The following is an 18,548-nucleotide window of genomic DNA, read 5'->3' on the forward strand; positions in this document are numbered from 1 at the left end:
TTAATAGATTTAGCACTCAAAGACAAAGAGTGCTAACAGAGGTGATGATGAGATGCTTACGGAACGTCAGCTCTTAATTTTACAAACAATTATTGATGACTTTATTGGATCAGCGCAGCCTGTTGGGTCTAGAACGTTGGCTAAAAAAGATGAAATTACATTTAGTTCAGCTACTATTCGAAATGAAATGGCGGACTTAGAAGAATTAGGTTTTATTGAAAAAACGCACAGTTCTTCTGGACGTGTTCCTTCTGAGAAAGGCTACCGATTTTATGTAGACCATCTTTTAGCGCCGCAAAACTTACCGAACGCTGAAATTGTACAAATTAAAGATTTATTTGCTGAAAGAATTTTTGAAGCGGAAAAAATTGCACAGCAATCTGCTCAAATTTTATCAGAACTTACGAATTATACGGCCATTGTTCTTGGACCGAAGTTAAGTACAAATAAACTTAAAAATGTACAAATTGTGCCGCTTGATCGTCAAACTGCAGTCGCTATTATTGTAACTGATACAGGGCATGTACAAAGTAAAACGATTACCGTTCCGGAATCTGTTGATTTATCAGATTTAGAAAAAATGGTTAATGTTTTAAATGAAAAGCTATCTGGCGTACCGATGGAAGAACTTCATAATAAAATCTTTAAGGAAATTGTTACAGTTTTACGTGGGTATGTTCATAATTACGATAGTGCAATAAAAATGTTAGATGGTACATTTCAAGTTCCGTTATCGGAAAAGATATACTTTGGAGGAAAAGCAAATATGCTTTCGCAGCCAGAGTTCCATGACATTCAAAAGGTTAGATCTTTGCTTACCATGATTGATAATGAAGCCGAATTTTATGACATTTTGCGTCATAAACAAGTCGGGATTCAAGTGAAAATTGGTAGGGAAAACACTTCGACGGCTATGGAGGATTGCAGTTTAATTTCTGCAACATATTCGATCGGCGAAGAGCAACTTGGAACAATTGCTATTTTAGGTCCGACAAGAATGCAATATTCTCGTGTAATTAGTTTGTTACAGTTATTTACGAGACAATTTACAGATGGACTTAAAAAGTAAATGAGAGTAATACATTCGCTCAAGTGATGAAATTTTCATTGCTGTGTGTAATATATAATGCTTAGGTAATCATGCTATGCATGATACCTAATACCTTTTAAGGAGGTGAATATTGTGGAAGAGCGTAACGAACAAGTGGTAGAAGAAGTAAAAGAAGCGCAAGTTGAAGAAGCTGTCACGCCAGAAAACAGTGAAGAAACTGTAGAAGAAAAAAGTGAGGCTGCTCTTTTACAAGAAAAAGTAGATGAGTTACAAGCGAAACTAACGGAAACGGAAGGTCGCACATTACGTCTACAAGCTGATTTTGAAAATTATAAGCGCCGTGTCCAAATGGATAAACAGGCTGCTGAAAAATATAGAGCACAAAGTCTAGTTTCAGACATCTTGCCAGCTCTTGATAATTTTGAAAGAGCAATGCAAGTGGAAGCGACTGATGAGCAAACGAAATCCTTGTTACAAGGCATGGAAATGGTGCATCGTCAATTGTTAGAAGCGCTGACTAAAGAAGGTGTGGAAGTGATTGAAGCTGTTGGTAAACAGTTTGATCCTAATGAACACCAAGCTATTATGCAAGTGGAAGATAGTGAATTTGAATCAAACGCGGTTGTGGAAGAATTCCAAAAAGGTTATAAATTAAAAGACCGTGTGATTCGCCCATCAATGGTAAAAGTAAATCAATAATTTACATAAAACTAGGAGGATTCGCCATGAGTAAAATTATCGGTATTGACTTAGGTACAACAAACTCTTGTGTAGCTGTTATGGAAGGTGGAGAACCAAAGGTTATCCCAAATCCAGAAGGAAACCGTACAACACCTTCTGTTGTAGCTTTCAAAAATGAAGAACGTCAAGTTGGGGAAGTTGCAAAGCGCCAAGCAATTACAAACCCAAATACAATCATGTCTGTTAAACGTCATATGGGTACAGACTACAAAGTAGAAGTTGAAGGTAAAGATTATACACCTCAAGAAATTTCTGCAATCATTTTACAAAACTTAAAAGCTTCTGCTGAAGCATACTTAGGTGAAACAGTAACGAAAGCTGTTATTACAGTACCTGCATACTTCAACGATGCAGAGCGTCAAGCAACGAAAGATGCTGGTCGTATCGCTGGTTTAGAAGTTGAGCGTATCATTAACGAGCCAACAGCAGCAGCACTTGCTTACGGTTTAGAAAAACAAGACGAAGAACAAAAAATCTTAGTATATGACTTAGGTGGCGGTACATTTGACGTATCTATCCTTGAGTTAGCAGACGGCACATTCGAAGTTATTTCAACTGCTGGTGACAACCGTCTTGGTGGCGATGACTTTGACCAAGTTATCATCGATCACTTAGTAGCTGAGTTCAAAAAAGAAAATAACATTGATTTAAGCCAAGATAAAATGGCGCTTCAACGCTTGAAAGATGCAGCTGAAAAAGCGAAAAAAGATCTTTCTGGTGTAACACAAACTCAAATTTCATTACCATTCATTAGTGCTGGAGCTGCTGGTCCATTACACCTAGAATTAACGTTAACAAGAGCGAAATTCGAAGAGCTTTCAGCAGGTCTTGTTGAAAGAACATTAGAGCCAACTCGTCGTGCATTAAAAGACGCTGGTTTTGCTCCAAGCGAATTAGATAAAGTTATTCTTGTTGGTGGATCTACTCGTATCCCAGCTGTACAAGAAGCTATTAAACGTGAAACTGGTAAAGAGCCATATAAAGGTGTAAACCCTGATGAAGTTGTAGCATTAGGTGCTGCAGTTCAAGGTGGCGTACTTACTGGTGATGTAGAAGGCGTTCTATTATTAGACGTAACTCCACTTTCTTTAGGTATTGAAACTATGGGTGGCGTGTTCACGAAATTAATCGAGCGTAACACTACAATTCCAACAAGTAAGTCACAAGTATTCTCGACAGCTGCTGATAATCAACCAGCAGTAGACATTCACGTATTACAAGGTGAGCGTCCAATGTCAGCTGACAACAAAACGTTAGGTCGTTTCCAATTAACTGACCTTCCACCAGCACCACGTGGTATTCCACAAATCGAAGTAACATTCGATATTGATGCGAACGGTATCGTTAACGTACGTGCGAAAGACTTAGGAACAAGCAAAGAGCAAGCTATTACAATCCAATCTTCTTCAGGTCTTTCTGATGAAGAAGTAGAACGTATGGTACAAGAAGCGGAAGCAAATGCTGACGCTGACCAAAAACGTAAGGAAGAAGTTGAACTTCGTAACGAAGCTGACCAACTTGTATTCCAAACAGACAAAGTTGTAAAAGATTTAGAAGGTAAAGTAGATGCAACTGAAGTTGCAAAAGCAACAGAAGCGAAAGAAGCATTACAAGCTGCAATTGAGAAAAACGAGCTTGAAGAAATTCGTGCGAAAAAAGATGCTTTACAAGAAATCGTACAACAATTAACTGTTAAATTATACGAGCAAGCTCAAGCAGCTGCTGGTCAAGCAGAAGGTGCGCAAGGTGCACAAGACGCTGGCACGAAGAAAGACAATGTAGTTGACGCTGAGTTTGAAGAAGTAAAAGAAGACAAGTAATTCAACTGTAAACATAATAAGTAAGATGACAAAAAGTCAAAGTCAAGCGTGCCTTGACTTTGGCTTTTTTCACGAATGAGAAGTGATGTGTGAGGATCTTAAGTTTTTCGCTTTGCATACTGTAAGTGAGGAAACTTTGTTGCAAAGCACTTTCTTTCGGTGTTAAAATTACGTTTATGTGAAAGATTCGGGGGTTGTAAATTTATGAGTAAACGAGACTATTATGAGGTCCTTGGACTTAGCAAGGGCGCTTCAACAGATGAAATAAAAAAAGCGTATCGTCGTTTGGCTAAAAAATACCATCCAGACGTAAGCAAAGAAGAAAATGCAATTGAAAAGTTTAAAGAAGTACAAGAAGCATACGAAGTGTTAAGTGATGATCAAAAGCGTGCGCAGTACGATCAATTTGGTCATGCTGGTGCAAATCAAGGATTCGGTGGATTTGGCGGCGGAGGAGACTTCGGCGGTGGCTTCGGTTTTGAAGATATATTTAGTTCTTTCTTTGGCGGTGGCGGCGGCAGACGCCGTGATCCAAATGCTCCGCGCCAAGGTGCTGACTTACAATATCAAGTCACTTTAGATTTTGAAGAAGCTATTTTTGGTAAGGAATTAAATGTGGAAATTCCAGTAGAAGATCCATGTGATACTTGTAAAGGTAGTGGAGCAAAACCAGGAACTTCAAAAGAAACATGTAAACATTGTTCAGGCTCTGGTCAAGTGAGTGTAGAGCAAAACACACCGTTTGGTCGTATCGTAAACCGTCAAGCTTGTGGTCATTGTTCAGGAACTGGACAAATTATTAAAGAAAAATGTACGACATGTCACGGTTCAGGTAAAGTTCGTAAACGTAAAAAAATCAATGTTAAAATTCCAGCGGGTATCGATAATGGTCAACAAATTCGTGTGTCTGGAAAAGGTGAAGCCGGCGTAAATGGCGGACCAGCAGGAGACTTATATGTTGTCGTTCATGTAAGAAATCATGAATTCTTCGAGCGTGAAGGAGATCATATTATTTGCGAAATGCCATTAACATTTGCACAAATGGCGCTTGGTGATGAAGTGGAAGTTCCTACTGTTCATGGTAAAGTGAAGCTGAAAATTCCAGCAGGAACACAAACAGGAACAGAATTCCGCCTAAAAGGAAAAGGTGCTCCGAACGTACGTGGATACGGTCAAGGAGATCAATATGTAGTCGTTCGCGTTGTTGTACCGACGAAATTGACTTCACAGCAAAAAGATTTATTACGTGAATTTGCAGGACAAGAAGAGCAGGATGATAGTTTATTCGGAAAGCTTAAACGTGCTTTCAAAGGGGAATAATGGAAATAAAAAATGGAGTTGGTAAATTGTGAAATGGTCAGAAATTAGTATTCATACAACAGAAGAAGCAGTAGAAGCTGTCTCTCATATTTTACATGAAGCTGGTGCTAGCGGAGTTGCGATTGAGGATCCAGCGGAGTTAACGAAAGAGCGCGAGCAACAATATGGTGAAATTTATGCATTGAATCCAGATGAATATCCGGCGGAAGGTGTATTAATAAAAGCATATTTCCCACAAACGGATTCTTTACATGAAACGATTGCAGGTGTAAAATCATCTATTGATGTGCTTCCATCTTACGACATTGAAATTGGTACTGGAAATATTACCGTTAACGAAGTCAATGAAGAAGATTGGGCTACTGCTTGGAAAAAATATTACCATCCAGTACAAATTTCTGATACATTCACAATCGTACCGACGTGGGAAGAATATACACCATCTTCTCCTGATGAAAAAATCATTGAATTAGACCCAGGTATGGCGTTTGGTACAGGAACTCATCCAACAACAACGATGTGTATTCGTGCTTTAGAAAAAACAGTACAGCCAGGTGACGCTATCATTGATGTAGGAACAGGTTCTGGTGTGCTTAGTATTGCAGCGTCAAAATTAGGTGCGTCTTCTGTTCAAGCATATGATTTAGATCCGGTTGCAGTTGAAAGTGCAGAAATGAATGTGCGTTTAAATAAAACAGATGATATCGTGTCTGTTGGGCAAAATAGTCTTTTAGAAGGTATTGAAGGTCCTGTTGATTTAATCGTAGCTAACTTATTAGCAGAAATTATTCTTTTATTCCCTGAAGATGCAGCGAGAGTTGTGAAGTCAGGTGGATTATTTATTACATCGGGCATTATTGCTGCGAAGGAAAAAGTAATTTCTGAGGCGTTAGAACAAGCTGGATTTACAATTGAAGAAGTGTTACGAATGGAAGATTGGGTAGCAATTATTGCACGAAATGCGTAATATAGATTTTAGTCTATAATGAAAAGGGGGGTCTCTCACTATAAGGTGAGGGACTTGCCGTTTGTTATATGAAAAATGATAATGTTTCGTTCTTTTCGTAAGTGTTGACTTACGAAAGGAACGAAACTCTACTAAGGTGATTATATGCAACGTTATTTTGTAGAAGAAAAACATGTAAGTGAAGCAAAAGTTCGCATTGTAGGTGATGATGTACATCACATTGCGAGAGTAATGCGTATGACAGCTGGCGATCAAATTTATTGCTGTGTAAACGGAAAAACAGCAGTATGTTCAATTGATGAAATTACCAGTGAATTTATTAATACGGCTATTGTAGAATGGGTAGAGGCGTCAAGTGAACTTCCTGTTTTCGTGACGATTGCAAGTGGACTGCCAAAAGGAGACAAGCTAGAGTTGATTTTTCAAAAAGGAACTGAGCTTGGGGCAGCTGCATTCTTACCATTTCAAGCATCTCGCTCTATCGTAAAATGGGATGCGAAAAAAGCTGATAAAAAAGTTGAGCGTTTAAGAAAAATTGTGAAAGAAGCTGCGGAACAATCACATAGAAGTGAAATTCCGGAAGTACATGCTCCGGCATCATTTAAACAACTGCTTACAATGAGTGGTGAGTATGATGTTTGTCTTGTTGCTTACGAAGAGGAAGCAAAACAAGGCGAGAAATCTAATTTTGCGAAAGCTTTAACGACAATGAAACCAGGTCAAAAGCTATTGATTGTATTTGGCCCAGAAGGCGGTTTAGCTGAGGAAGAGATTACAGCGCTTCGTGAACATAAATTTGTACCATCTAGTTTAGGACCAAGAATTTTAAGAACAGAAACGGCGCCGTTATACGCGTTAAGTGCTGCTTCGTATCATTTTGAATTGATGGGGTGATGATCAATGTCAACTGTTGCGTTCCATACGTTAGGTTGTAAAGTAAACCACTATGAAACAGAAGCCATTTGGCAATTGTTTAAACAAGGTGGTTATGAAAGAACAGAATATGAAAAGAAAGCTGATGTTTATGTTATTAACACATGTACAGTAACGAATACTGGGGACAAAAAAAGCCGTCAAGTAATCAGACGTGCTGTGCGTCAAAATCCAGATGCAGTTATTTGCGTAACGGGATGTTATGCACAAACATCTCCAGCTGAAATTATGGCGATTCCAGGTGTAGATATTGTAGTTGGTACACAGGATCGTGAAAAGATGTTAGGTTACATCGAAGAATTCCGTAAAGAGCGTCAACCAATTAATGCTGTCCGCAATATTATGAAAACACGTGTGTACGAAGAACTTGATGTACCTTATTTCACGGATCGTACACGTGCGTCTTTAAAAATACAAGAGGGTTGCAATAACTTCTGTACATTCTGTATCATTCCTTGGGCGCGTGGTTTAATGCGTTCTCGTGATGGAAAAGAGGTTATTAAACAAGCACAACAATTAGTGGATGCAGGCTATAAAGAAATCGTATTAACGGGTATTCATACAGGTGGATACGGCGAAGATATAAAAGATTATAACTTAGCTGGATTACTTCGTGATATGGAAGCGGAAGTAGGCGGATTAAAACGTCTTCGTATTTCTTCTATTGAAGCGAGTCAAATTTCAGATGAAGTAATTGAAGTGTTAGATAAATCTGAAGTAGTTGTACGTCACTTGCATATTCCGTTGCAATCTGGTTCTAATACTGTATTAAAACGTATGCGTCGTAAATATACGATGGAATTCTTCCAAGAGCGTTTAGATCGTTTGAAAGAAGCGTTACCAGGCCTTGCGATTACATCTGACGTAATCGTTGGTTTCCCAGGTGAAACAGAAGAAGAATTCATGGAAACATACAATTTCATTAAAGAGAACCGCTTCTCTGAGTTACACGTGTTCCCTTATTCAAAACGTACAGGAACACCTGCAGCACGCATGGAAGATCAAGTTCCTGAAGATGTGAAGAACGATCGTGTTCATCGTTTAATTGAGCTATCTAATCAATTAGCGAAAGAATATGCATCAGCGTTTGAAGGTGAAGTGCTTGAAATCATTCCAGAAGAGCAATTTAAAGACGGCGACCGTGAAGGGTTATATGTAGGGTATACAGATAACTACTTGAAAATTGTATTTGAAGGATCAGAAGAATTAATTGGTAAGCTAGTGAAAGTGAAAATTACGAAAGCTGGCTATCCATATAACGAAGCGCAATTTGTTCGTGTTCTTGAAGATGATGTGAAAAAAGAATCAGCAAGCGCATAAAAAAGAGCGTGCAACCGGAAATGGTTTGCATGCTTTCTTTATTTGAAGCGGTTAAGAACTAGAAGGTGGGGAGGCGTTTCGTGCATCCCTGTATGAAAAAAGTTGAAATGATAAAAATATAGTTGTCTTCATAAAAGAAGGATACTAGATATTTGTATAACTTTTGAAAAGGAAATGCTTCTATTCTTCTTTTATTCTGCCAAATAGTTGACCTGAAGTGATGAAATGTATTATAATCGTAAAAGACATGCTGAAGAAGTGTTTCTTTTTGCATGCTGAAGTTAGTATGTAAGTGTGATGTTTCGGAGGGAGGGAAAGAGAATGTCAAAAACAGTCGTTCGTAAAAACGAGTCTTTGGAGGATGCACTTCGCCGTTTTAAAAGATCGGTTTCTAAAACTGGTACACTTGCTGAAGCAAGAAAGCGCGAGTTTTATGAAAAACCAAGTGTAAAACGTAAGAAGAAATCTGAAGCGGCAAGAAAGCGTAAATTCTAAGAGAGGGTGTAAGTTATGAGTCTTCTCGGTCGTTTAAACGATGATATGAAACAAGCGATGAAGAATAAACAAAAAGAAAAATTAACCGTTATTCGTATGGTTAAGGCTGCTTTACAAAATGAAGGTATTAAACTGCAACATACTCTTACTGAAGAAGAGGAAGTAACAGTTTTAGCTCGTGAAGTAAAACAGTATAAGGACTCCCTCCTTGAATTTAAAAAAGCTGGTCGTGAAGACCTTGTTAATAAACTGCAAAGTGAAATTCAGATTTTAAGCGCATATTTGACAGAGCAATTAACTGAAGAAGAACTAGTTGATGTAATCAAACAAGTTATTTCTGAAGTTGGTGCGACTTCTAAAGCAGATATGGGTAAGGTGATGACTGCTGTTATGCCGAAAGTAAAAGGTAAAACAGACGGATCACTTGTGAATAAGTTGGTTATCCAGCTATTAGCATAAAAAAACGTCTCATTTCGTATGAGACGTTTTTTTATTGTTCTTATTAAGGGAAAAACGCTATATTGCTTAAAAAGCGTTTCTGTAAGTGATAGAAACGCCTCTGGTATGTAAAAAAGGGTAACGGCCTTAGTTATGATTAATCCCACCATAAAAAAAGCTTTTTCGTTTTCTTAATTTCTTCGACTAACTCCTCAATGCTTTCTGTTCCTTGTTCCACTATATCTGGACAAAATTCATACATTTCTTGCGCGAAAGATTGCATTTCGGCGTCTGTAGGTAACACGCTAAAAATGGTATCAACCCAGTCATAATCTGCACTGATTATGATAAAAGGATAGCGATCATTCCATTTTCTTAGTTTAAAAATAACATCTTTATTGCTAACTTCGTAATTAACGCCATTTGTTGGTTGGATTGCAAGGATATCAAATTGGCCATTTCCTTGTATACTTCCAATGCTACACTTACTCTTACTTCCTTGACTAAAATTTCTTTCACAAATAAAAGCTAAGTATGGGGGGCTGAAGCTCAGATTGAAGTTTTATAACTTGCTGTTCAGCATAATCTTCAAAGGTAACGACAGAGACTCCAGCTATTTTAGATTTTGAATCAGTTGCATAGAAGGGCTAGATACTACTGTCAGTGACTTGTTTTATAACGTTCAAAATTTCTTGACTAAATCCAATTTCCTTTCGTATTTCCTTGCTTATTAATTCATTTTTTTGTTTTTTAGTGAATCCTAATATTTTTTGAAATTCATATAACAACTACCTATAAAGTATTCTTACTTACAACGTAAAATTTAGAGTGGAGCAATTTCTTTTTCGAATTTTATTTCATTTGTCTAATGAATGACAACTACTTATTCTATGGTCAGTATGTCACGCCCAGAACAAATTGTAACAGGGTTTTTCAAGTTTCTAACTTCTCACTAGGCTCAATTTCTTCATGCAACTTGTACTGATATGCCCTAGGGGCGCATATTCTTGTATTAATACTTCTATTATTAAGGATCACATCCTCTGATCCATCATTGTCCCGATAAATATGATTTCATATAGCGACTGTTTTATTAACATGATATGAACTCTTACAGAATATAGTTATGTTAGTGAAGTCGTTATAACACGATAGGCACTTGTGAAGAAATACATATATGGGATGAGAGGGGGGTCTTTCGAGATGAAGAAATTAGAACAAATGAAAAATTGGTTAACAAAACAAGTAGACCTACCAGTGGATGTATTAATGGATCTACCTCGGATTACTCTTGTTGGGCAAATACATATTTATATAGAAAATCATCGGGGACTATTAGTGTTTTCAGATAAAGAAGTGCGATTGCTTTTAAAACACGGTCAATTACTAATTAAAGGACAATCCTTTGTTATTAAAACGATTCTTCCAGAAGAGCTTTTGCTCGAAGGGATAATTGAGCAAGTAACATTTTTAGAAAATGAAAAAAAAGGTGATTGAAGTGAAACTTCCATTAGTGAAGTTTTTCTTCTTTATCCTGTAAAAGTTTCGTTGATAGAGATCGATTACAGTTTTACTTTGTTTCATTTTAGTACGAGCTATTTTAATGCTTCAAATCTACTTTTAGAAAGGTAGTGAAGGTGGTAAATGAAAAATAAATGGTTTATAAAGTGGCTTGGATATGTAAAAGTGCGAATTGAAGGTAGAGGAGCGGAACGGTTTGTTAATGAATGTGTACGGAGGAATTTATTAGTTTGGGATGTTAAGAAGATAGCTGATGAAACGTTAGTTTTTTGTATGTTGTTACGCGATGTGAAAAAAATAAAACCAATTTATAGAAAAAATGAATGTAAATTATACTTTATTGGACGTTATGGTTTTCCTTTTTGGAATAAGCGTTTAATTAAAAACAGTGGATTTTTAATTGGGTTTTTAATTTTCTTTTTTGGCGTGATTGCAATGTCCAATATGGTTTGGAAAATTGAAATTACAGGAGCAAAACCTGAAACAGAATATATATTGATGAAAGAATTGGATAAAATGGGTATTAAAAAAGGAAAACTACAGTTTCAAATGCCGAATGTAGAAGATGTACAACGCCATTTGACAGATAATATTAATGCCATTACTTGGGCGGGATTAGAAGTAAGAGGAACGACGTATCATTTTAAAATTGTTGAAAAAAACGAACCGAAAAAAGAAAAGGAACAAATGCCGCAAAATTTAGTAGCAAAAAAAGAAGCGATTATTACAAAAACGTTTGTAGAAGTTGGAAAGCCGGTTGTACTGAAAAATGATCATGTGGAAAAAGGGCAGATTCTCGTATCGGGAATATATGGTAATGAGGAAAGTCCAACGATTGTTTCAGCGAAAGGTATTGTGTATGGCGAAACGTGGTATACATCTAAGGTGGATGTCCCGTTAAAGACGCAATTCCAAGTGTATACTGGTAATGTATACAATGAACATTTTCTTAAATTTGGGGGTACGAAAATAAAAATATGGGGATTTCAACATGATAAGTATAAACGCTCTCGTACTGAAAGTGTAAAGCATGATGTGAAATTATTTGGTTTTACACTGCCGATTGCATATGAAAAAGATGTTGTGAGAGAAGAGGAAGAAGCGAACCGAGAATATACAGAAAAGCAAGCGCTGAAAGTAGCGAAAGAGATGGCCGAAAAAGAACTAAAGAAAAAATTGGATGAACATGCTATGATTGTAAGTGATAAGATTTTGAGTAAAGAGGTTGAGGCGGATCAACTAAAAGTCACATTGCATTATACTGTGATTGAAAATATTGCAGAGCCACAACCAATATCCGAATCCGATATTCAAGGAGACTGAGTAATGGCAGAACAATTAGTAGAAATGAACCAACAATTGGAAAATACTAACGAAGCAATCGCTCTTTTTGGAGTCAATGATGCGCATTTAAAAGTAATTGAACGAGAACTGAATGTATCGATCGTAACTAGAGGAGAAACTGTTCACGTATCTGGGGCAGTTGAAACGGTGACACTCGTAGAAAAAATCTTACAGCAATTACTTGTTGTAATTCGTAAAAGTATATCAATTTCAGAGAGAGATGTTGCGTATGCAATTCAGCTCGCACAACAAGGGAAAGTTGCTCAATTTGAAGAGTTATATGAAGAAGAAATTTTCAAGACTGCAAAAGGTAAATCCATTCGTGTAAAAACAATGGGGCAAAGACGATATATTCATGCAATGAAGAAGAATGATATTGTCTTTGGGATAGGGCCTGCAGGAACTGGAAAAACATACTTAGCCGTAGTAATGGCTGTGAGAGCTTTAAAACAAGGATATGTAAAGAAAATCATTCTAACAAGACCTGCTGTAGAAGCTGGAGAAAATTTAGGTTTTTTACCAGGGGATTTGAAAGAGAAGGTAGATCCATACTTACGCCCATTATATGATGCCTTACATGATATTCTTGGACAAGAATATACGCAGCGTATGATGGAACGAGGAGTAATTGAAATCGCGCCGCTTGCTTATATGAGGGGGCGTACGCTTGATGATTCATTTGTTATTTTAGATGAGGCTCAAAATACAACGGGTGCTCAAATAAAAATGTTTTTAACAAGATTAGGTTTTAGTTCTAAAATGGTTATTACAGGGGACCCTTCACAAGTAGACTTGCCAAAAGGGGTAAAATCAGGGCTATCTATAGCTGCTAATATTTTATCTGGTGTATCAGGTCTGTCATTTATTACATTAGAACAAACAGACGTTGTCAGACATCCATTGGTGCAACGTATTATTGAGGCATATGATAAAATGGAATGATCCTATTTGTCAGGATCATTTCTTTTTGTATGATAAGGTTGGCGAACGGCATATTTTTTACTATCATGAAAGATAAGGAAAATAAACTATAGGTACTGGTGTATAAAATGTTACCTCAAAGTATCGTTGGGTAGAAGAAATGAAAGCTATAAATAGTTTCACTTTATTTCTGGAGAGGAGAAGGTATTGAAATCATGTCAAGATCTCAAGAAATTTCTAAGTGGTTTCGTAATTTACAACATTCGAAAAAACTAAGTTGGATTTCTTACGTTGTATTAGGAGCAGTGCTGTTTTTTGCGCTTATGAATAATGTAAAACCAGAGCAATTAGATGTTAACATGTATTCTATTGCGAAAAAGACAATCCATTCTCCTATAAAAATTGAAGATAAAGTTACAACGGATAAAAAGAAAAAAGAAGCCTCTACAAAAGTTGAAGATCAATATACATATAAAAGTGAGTATAAACAAAATAAAGTTGATATTGTGAATGACGTCTTTGCTAAAGTGGATGAAGTGGTGCAAGAGATTAAAGCTGTTGGACCGGATGATCAAAAAAAGATGACTGATGCTGAGAAAGTGGACAAGTTAAAAAAGAAACTACCCGCTGACTTAACGAAAGAATTATCTGATTCAAACTTACTAAATTTGATTAATGCAGATTCGAGCCAATTAGTATTAGCGAAAGATGCTGCGGTCACAGCGATTAATAGTATCATGACTGAGCACATTAAAATGGACGAATTGAAAGATGCGAAAGAACGATATGTAAGTGAGATGAATAGTGTTAATGTTGATAATGGTTTAAAAGAGTCAATTAAGGCGCTAGGAAGATATGCAATTTCAGCGAATTATTTTTATGACCCGATCTTAACGAAAGAGAAGAGAAAAGCAGAGGAAGATTTAGTTCCACCTGTTTATATTCTTCAAGGACAAGTTCTCGTTAGAGAAGGTGAAACAATTTCAAGTGATGTGTATAATCAGTTGAAATTAGTTGGCTTGTTAGAAAAAGGGAACGGTTTTCAACCTTATGTTGGATTAGCGGTACTCATTGGTGTGTTACTATACTTTATGCATAAACAATTTGAATTATTTTTAAAGAGAAAAAGAGAAGATAGACCGTATGTTTTAGCGTATATCACAATTTTGTCTATCACAATCGTTTTAATGAAAATCATTAGTTTGTTTCAAAAACTTGAATATGCAGGGATTGCATATGTTGTCCCGGTTGCGATGGGAACAATACTTGTGAAATTAATGATTGGTGATCGATTTGTCTTTTTAACGAGTATGATTTTTTCTGTATGCGGAAGTATTATGTTTAATGAAGGAGTAACGAGTACATTAAATTATAGTGTAGGGATTTACGTATTGTTAAGTTCATTATCGGTTAGTATTTTCTTGAGAGAAAAAAATCGTCGTACAATGATTTTACAAGCTGGTATACTCGTTTCTGTATTAAATGTAGTCGTATTGGCGGCGCTCTTATTATTACGTAATGGGAATTTTTCGCCTCTTGAAATTGGTACGCAATTATTAATGGCTTCACTTTCAGGGATTATATCATCCGTTTTGGCTATGGGGATTTTACCATATTTAGAAAGTGGACTTGGAATCGTATCAAGTATGAAGCTTATGGAACTATCAAGTCCAAATCATCCGCTTTTACGCAGAATTTTGTTAGAAGCGCCAGGGACATATCATCATAGTGTAATGGTAGCGAATCTTTCTGAAGCTGCTTGCGAAGCAGTCGGGGCAAATGGTGTATTAGCGCGTGTAGGGGCATATTATCATGATGTAGGAAAAACAGTACAACCACAATTCTTTATTGAAAACCAAATGGGGATTGAAAACCCGCATGATAAATTAGATCCTGTAACGAGTAAAGATATTATAATTGCTCACGTAACGGATGGAGTAAGAATGCTCGAAGAATATCATATTCCACAAGAAATTATTGATATCGCGGGGCAACATCACGGTACAACGTTACTGAAATATTTTTATTATAAAGCGATTAAAGAAGATAAAGAAAAATATACAGAAGAGATGTTCCGTTATCCGGGTTCAAAAGCAACTTCGAAGGAATCGGCAATTGTTGGTATTGCTGATAGTGTAGAAGCTGCGGTACGTTCTATGAATCACCCAACGCCAGAACAAATTAATAATTTAGTGCAAAGCATTATTAAAGATCGATTGCAAGACGGTCAATTTAGTGAATGTGATTTGACGTTTAAGGAACTACAAATCGTTGGGAAAACGTTATGTGAAACGTTAAATGGTATTTTCCATTCGCGTATTACATATCCGGAAATTCCGGAAGAAAAGGAGAAAGAATGAGTTTGTTAATTGATTTTATTGATGAAACAGAAGAAGTAAAAGAAGCGTATATGAGTTTAATTCGTGAAGTGTTAGAAAAGGCAGCTCAAATGGAAAATATCGAGGATGGCGCGGAGGTATCGGTGACATTTGTAGATAATGAGCGCATTAGAGAAATTAATCGTGATTACCGAGATAAAGATCAACCTACAGATGTAATATCCTTTGCCATGGAAGAGATGGGAGAAGGGGAAATGGAGATTGTTGGTGCAGAGATGCCGCGCATGTTAGGTGATCTTATTATCTCTATTCCAAGGGCGAAAGAGCAGGCTGAAGAGTACGGCCATTCTTTCGATCGTGAACTTGGATTTTTGGCGTTACATGGCTTTTTACATTTGCTTGGTTATGATCACATGACAGAAGAAGAAGAAAAAGAAATGTTCGGAAGACAAAAAGAAATTTTAGAAGCTTTTGGATTAGGACGATGAAAAAAGGAAAACTTATAGATAGTTTTGGATATGCTATAGCTGGTATGTTCTTTTGTCTTCGTCATGAACGAAATATGAAAATTCATTATTTAGCCGCAGTCATTGTTATATGCTGCGGCTTTTATTTCCATATTACGAAAATAGAGTGGATGATATTACTTATTGTAATAGGGAGTGTAATGAGTTTAGAAATGGTAAATACGGCTGTAGAAAAAACAGTAGATTTAGCGACTGCTGATATTCATCCGTTTGCAAAAATTGCAAAGGATGTTGCAGCAGGAGCGGTTTTATTGTTTGCAATTATAGCTGTTATAATTGGTGCTATTATCTTTTTACCGTATATGGTATAGTTGCATTCCGAAGTTTTTATTAAGCTTTGGAAGTGCCGTAAGGGCCTTTAATGAGAGAGTGTATCTCTTCATAGCTGTGAACAGGAAGGATGCGGGAATATGAATAGTAAACAATTAATTTTAGAAGCAATCGAAGCGCGTAAACAAGCGTACGTACCATATTCTAAATTTCAAGTAGGTGCAGCATTATTAACGAGCGATGGAAAAGTATATCGTGGATGTAATGTTGAGAATGCATCATATGGCTTATGTAATTGTGCTGAAAGAACAGCTTTATTTAAGGCGGTTTCTGAAGGAGATAAAGAATTTGTAGCCATTGCGGTTGTAGCAGATACAAAGCGTCCAGTACCTCCTTGTGGAGCATGTCGACAAGTTATGGTAGAATTATGTAAACAGGATACGAAAGTATACTTATCAAATTTACATGGTGACGTTCAAGAGACGACAGTCGGAGAATTGTTACCAGGAGCATTTTTAGCGGAGGATTTACATGAATAGAAAAGGTTATAAATCAGGTTTTGTCTCTATTATTGGCAGACCGAATGTTGGAAAATCTACATTTTTAAACCGTATTATCGGCCAGAAAATTGCTATTATGAGTGATAAGCCACAAACGACTCGTAATAAAATTCAAGGTGTATATACAGAAAATGATTCACAAGTTATTTTCATTGATACACCAGGAATACATAAACCTAAACATAAATTAGGCGACTTCATGGTAAAGATGGCTCAAACGACATTGAAAGAAGTTGATATTGTTCTGTTTATGGTCAATGCAGTTGAAGGATTTGGTCGTGGTGAGGAATTCATCATTGAGAAATTAAAAGAAACGAAACAACCAGTATTTTTAGTAATTAATAAAATTGACCAACTTCATCCAGAACAATTACTAGAGTTAATTGATCAATATCGTAAACTACATGAGTTTGCAGAGATTGTACCAATTTCTGCGTTAGACGGTAATAATGTGGATGCTTTAATTGGAACAATTAAAAAGTATTTACCAGAAGGACCACAATACTATCCAGATAATCAAGTAACGGATCATCCGGAGAGATTTATTATTGCGGAGCTTATTCGTGAGAAAGTACTACATTTAACACGTGAAGAAGTGCCGCATTCTGTGGCTGTTGTTATCGATGCGATTCAAAAGCGTGAGGGCGGCGCAGTTTATATAAATGCAACGATTGTTGTTGAACGTGCATCGCAAAAAGGAATCATCATCGGAAAACAAGGGAAAATGTTAAAAGAAGTTGGTAAGCGAGCTCGTTTTGATATTGAAGCGCTACTTGGTTCTAAAGTATTTTTAGAAGTATGGGTAAAAGTGCAAAAAGATTGGCGTAACAAGCTGTCACAGCTTCGAGACCTTGGTTTCCGTGAAGACGAGTATTAAAATATAGTAAAGCTGTAATCAGTGGATGGTTTGTTCATCCGCTGATTATTGGTTTTTATGAACTTTGATAAATTAGGAAAAATTTTTCTCACATGAAAATGGACAAAATGGGTCAATTTAATAACAACAAAGGAAATTGGTTTATAGGCTACGCTTATTGAGAAAGGTGGATTCTTATGCTAGATTTTACCTGGAAGTTTTTCTCCAAAACAGGAAGCATTGAAACGTACTTGCTTTTGAAAGAAATGGAAAAAGACGTAAACGATGAGATGGATCAACATGAAGAGGAGCTAGCGCATCTAGACTCTCCAATTTCTTGACCCGTTTTGTTCAAACCTTGGATGGTGACGAACATGTTTCAAAAAGTTGAGGGCATCGTTATCCGTACGACAGATTACGGAGAAACGAACAAGATTGTTACAATATTCTCAAGAGAACTTGGTAAGATAAGTGCAATGGCAAGAGGGGCAAAAAAACCGAAAAGCCGGTTAGCATCTGTGTCGCAATTAATGACACATGGCCATTTTCTTATTCAAATGGGATCAGGGCTTGGAACATTGCAACAAGGCGAGATTATTTCAACTATGAAAGAAATTCGCGAGGATATATTTTTAACTGCTTATGCATCATTTATTGTTGAGTTAACTGATAAAGCAACAGAAGATAAAAAACATAATCCGTATTTATTTGAAATGTTATATCAAACGTTGCATTATATGTGTGAGGGTGTTGATTCAGAAGTATTATCATTAATTTATCAAACGAAAATGCTTCCGGTATTAGGGATGCGCCCGTACTTTGATACATGTGCGATTTGTCATCAAGAAACAGACTTTGTCGCCTTCTCCGTCAGGGAAGGCGGTTTTCTGTGCTCACGTCATGCAGAGCAAGACCCATATCGTATACCGGTAGGAGAAGCTGTTCATAAATTATTACGTCTTTTCTTCCATTTCGATTTACATAGGCTCGGAAATGTATCGGTAAAGGATAGCACAAAAAAACAAATGCGCTTAGTATTGAATACATATTATGATGAATATTGCGGAATTTATTTGAAATCAAGACGTTTCTTAGAACAACTTGATAAGTTTCAAATATAATTTT

The 18,548-nt window shown here is 36.7% G+C and carries 19 protein-coding genes and 1 pseudogene; 19 read left to right on the forward strand and 1 reads right to left on the reverse strand.

The window, feature by feature from the left end:
• Positions 1–52 precede the first annotated feature (52 nt).
• The 9 genes from hrcA (at position 53) to ASE54_RS30355 (ending at position 9,106) form a co-directional block, all read left to right on the forward strand.
• A complete protein-coding gene (hrcA, locus tag ASE54_RS30315) occupies positions 53–1,069 on the forward strand; it encodes a heat-inducible transcriptional repressor HrcA (RefSeq protein WP_000954942.1) in 1,017 nt (338 codons plus the stop codon).
• A 114-nt stretch (positions 1,070–1,183) separates the two neighbouring features.
• Positions 1,184–1,750, forward strand: coding sequence for a nucleotide exchange factor GrpE (grpE, locus tag ASE54_RS30320; RefSeq protein WP_000392711.1), 567 nt, complete (start codon positions 1,184–1,186; stop codon positions 1,748–1,750).
• A 26-nt stretch (positions 1,751–1,776) separates the two neighbouring features.
• Complete coding sequence (gene dnaK, locus ASE54_RS30325) at positions 1,777–3,612, forward strand: chaperone protein DnaK (protein ID WP_000034703.1); 1,836 nt, start codon at positions 1,777–1,779, stop codon at positions 3,610–3,612.
• A gap of 204 nt (positions 3,613–3,816) precedes the next feature.
• On the forward strand, positions 3,817–4,932 hold the full coding sequence (dnaJ, locus tag ASE54_RS30330; RefSeq protein WP_000043947.1) for a chaperone protein DnaJ: 1,116 nt from the start codon (positions 3,817–3,819) through the stop codon (positions 4,930–4,932).
• Positions 4,933–4,960: 28 nt separating this feature from the next.
• Entirely contained in the window at positions 4,961–5,899 is a 939-nt protein-coding gene (gene prmA, locus ASE54_RS30335; RefSeq protein WP_000872100.1) for a 50S ribosomal protein L11 methyltransferase, read from the forward strand.
• Positions 5,900–6,043: 144 nt separating this feature from the next.
• Positions 6,044–6,793 carry a 16S rRNA (uracil(1498)-N(3))-methyltransferase gene (locus ASE54_RS30340; protein ID WP_001190145.1) on the forward strand — a complete coding sequence of 250 codons (750 nt, stop codon included), beginning with the start codon at positions 6,044–6,046 and terminating at the stop codon, positions 6,791–6,793.
• 6 nt (positions 6,794–6,799) lie between these two features.
• The gene (gene mtaB, locus ASE54_RS30345; protein ID WP_000108679.1) at positions 6,800–8,152 is read left to right on the forward strand and encodes a tRNA (N(6)-L-threonylcarbamoyladenosine(37)-C(2))-methylthiotransferase MtaB; all 1,353 of its coding nucleotides are present in this window, start codon (positions 6,800–6,802) and stop codon (positions 8,150–8,152) included.
• 321 nt (positions 8,153–8,473) lie between these two features.
• A complete protein-coding gene (rpsU, locus tag ASE54_RS30350; RefSeq protein WP_000048061.1) occupies positions 8,474–8,647 on the forward strand; it encodes a 30S ribosomal protein S21 in 174 nt (57 codons plus the stop codon).
• Between the two features lie 15 nt (positions 8,648–8,662).
• Positions 8,663–9,106 carry a GatB/YqeY domain-containing protein gene (locus ASE54_RS30355; protein WP_014895343.1) on the forward strand — a complete coding sequence of 148 codons (444 nt, stop codon included), beginning with the start codon at positions 8,663–8,665 and terminating at the stop codon, positions 9,104–9,106.
• Between the two features lie 136 nt (positions 9,107–9,242).
• Here ASE54_RS30355 and ASE54_RS37655 read toward each other — a convergent pair.
• Positions 9,243–9,873: pseudogene (locus tag ASE54_RS37655) on the reverse strand (DUF4253 domain-containing protein).
• A gap of 415 nt (positions 9,874–10,288) precedes the next feature.
• Between ASE54_RS37655 and yqfC the strand changes: the two are divergent.
• The 10 genes from yqfC to recO all read left to right on the forward strand — a co-directional run bounded on the left by yqfC (position 10,289) and on the right by recO (position 18,544).
• Positions 10,289–10,582: a sporulation protein YqfC gene (gene yqfC / locus ASE54_RS30360; RefSeq protein WP_000732269.1), complete on the forward strand. Its 294-nt coding sequence runs from the start codon at positions 10,289–10,291 to the stop codon at positions 10,580–10,582.
• A 147-nt stretch (positions 10,583–10,729) separates the two neighbouring features.
• The gene (gene yqfD / locus ASE54_RS30365) at positions 10,730–11,929 is read left to right on the forward strand and encodes a sporulation protein YqfD (RefSeq protein ID WP_000792496.1); all 1,200 of its coding nucleotides are present in this window, start codon (positions 10,730–10,732) and stop codon (positions 11,927–11,929) included.
• 3 nt (positions 11,930–11,932) lie between these two features.
• On the forward strand, positions 11,933–12,892 hold the full coding sequence (locus ASE54_RS30370) for a PhoH family protein (protein ID WP_000840522.1): 960 nt from the start codon (positions 11,933–11,935) through the stop codon (positions 12,890–12,892).
• Positions 12,893–13,086: 194 nt separating this feature from the next.
• Complete coding sequence (locus ASE54_RS30375; protein WP_000091515.1) at positions 13,087–15,231, forward strand: HD family phosphohydrolase; 2,145 nt, start codon at positions 13,087–13,089, stop codon at positions 15,229–15,231.
• Entirely contained in the window at positions 15,228–15,698 is a 471-nt protein-coding gene (ybeY, locus tag ASE54_RS30380) for an rRNA maturation RNase YbeY (RefSeq protein ID WP_000054680.1), read from the forward strand. The genes ASE54_RS30375 and ybeY overlap by 4 nt, the downstream gene beginning before the upstream one ends.
• Positions 15,695–16,048: a diacylglycerol kinase family protein gene (locus tag ASE54_RS30385; RefSeq protein ID WP_000715475.1), complete on the forward strand. Its 354-nt coding sequence runs from the start codon at positions 15,695–15,697 to the stop codon at positions 16,046–16,048. Before ybeY ends, ASE54_RS30385 begins: the two co-directional genes overlap by 4 nt.
• Before the next feature lie 99 nt (positions 16,049–16,147).
• Positions 16,148–16,546, forward strand: a complete 399-nt coding sequence (locus ASE54_RS30390; RefSeq protein WP_001086287.1) for a cytidine deaminase — start codon at positions 16,148–16,150, stop codon at positions 16,544–16,546.
• Positions 16,539–17,444 (forward strand): GTPase Era, encoded by a 906-nt coding sequence (era, locus tag ASE54_RS30395; RefSeq protein WP_001080236.1) that lies wholly within the window; start codon positions 16,539–16,541, stop codon positions 17,442–17,444. Before ASE54_RS30390 ends, era begins: the two co-directional genes overlap by 8 nt.
• 176 nt (positions 17,445–17,620) lie before the next feature.
• Positions 17,621–17,764, forward strand: coding sequence for a YqzL family protein (locus ASE54_RS35420; RefSeq protein WP_000883924.1), 144 nt, complete (start codon positions 17,621–17,623; stop codon positions 17,762–17,764).
• Between the two features lie 33 nt (positions 17,765–17,797).
• Complete coding sequence (recO, locus tag ASE54_RS30400; protein WP_000487007.1) at positions 17,798–18,544, forward strand: DNA repair protein RecO; 747 nt, start codon at positions 17,798–17,800, stop codon at positions 18,542–18,544.
• Positions 18,545–18,548 lie beyond the last annotated feature (4 nt).

This window comes from Bacillus sp. Root131, from assembly GCF_001429475.1.
Classification (GTDB): Bacteria; Bacillota; Bacilli; order Bacillales; family Bacillaceae_G; genus Bacillus_A; species Bacillus_A thuringiensis_S.

Coding starts and splice junctions, on each gene's coding strand:
- era (WP_001080236.1), top strand. CDS start 16,539: ATGAATAGAAAAGGTTATAAATCAGGTTTTGTCTCTATTATTGGCAGA.
- ASE54_RS30370 (WP_000840522.1), top strand. CDS start 11,933: ATGGCAGAACAATTAGTAGAAATGAACCAACAATTGGAAAATACTAAC.
- dnaK (WP_000034703.1), top strand. CDS start 1,777: ATGAGTAAAATTATCGGTATTGACTTAGGTACAACAAACTCTTGTGTA.
- mtaB (WP_000108679.1), top strand. CDS start 6,800: ATGTCAACTGTTGCGTTCCATACGTTAGGTTGTAAAGTAAACCACTAT.
- hrcA (WP_000954942.1), top strand. CDS start 53: ATGCTTACGGAACGTCAGCTCTTAATTTTACAAACAATTATTGATGAC.
- ybeY (WP_000054680.1), top strand. CDS start 15,228: ATGAGTTTGTTAATTGATTTTATTGATGAAACAGAAGAAGTAAAAGAA.
- ASE54_RS30385 (WP_000715475.1), top strand. CDS start 15,695: ATGAAAAAAGGAAAACTTATAGATAGTTTTGGATATGCTATAGCTGGT.
- ASE54_RS30340 (WP_001190145.1), top strand. CDS start 6,044: ATGCAACGTTATTTTGTAGAAGAAAAACATGTAAGTGAAGCAAAAGTT.
- yqfC (WP_000732269.1), top strand. CDS start 10,289: ATGAAGAAATTAGAACAAATGAAAAATTGGTTAACAAAACAAGTAGAC.
- ASE54_RS35420 (WP_000883924.1), top strand. CDS start 17,621: ATGCTAGATTTTACCTGGAAGTTTTTCTCCAAAACAGGAAGCATTGAA.
- recO (WP_000487007.1), top strand. CDS start 17,798: ATGTTTCAAAAAGTTGAGGGCATCGTTATCCGTACGACAGATTACGGA.
- rpsU (WP_000048061.1), top strand. CDS start 8,474: ATGTCAAAAACAGTCGTTCGTAAAAACGAGTCTTTGGAGGATGCACTT.
- ASE54_RS30355 (WP_014895343.1), top strand. CDS start 8,663: ATGAGTCTTCTCGGTCGTTTAAACGATGATATGAAACAAGCGATGAAG.
- ASE54_RS30375 (WP_000091515.1), top strand. CDS start 13,087: ATGTCAAGATCTCAAGAAATTTCTAAGTGGTTTCGTAATTTACAACAT.
- yqfD (WP_000792496.1), top strand. CDS start 10,730: ATGAAAAATAAATGGTTTATAAAGTGGCTTGGATATGTAAAAGTGCGA.
- ASE54_RS30390 (WP_001086287.1), top strand. CDS start 16,148: ATGAATAGTAAACAATTAATTTTAGAAGCAATCGAAGCGCGTAAACAA.
- dnaJ (WP_000043947.1), top strand. CDS start 3,817: ATGAGTAAACGAGACTATTATGAGGTCCTTGGACTTAGCAAGGGCGCT.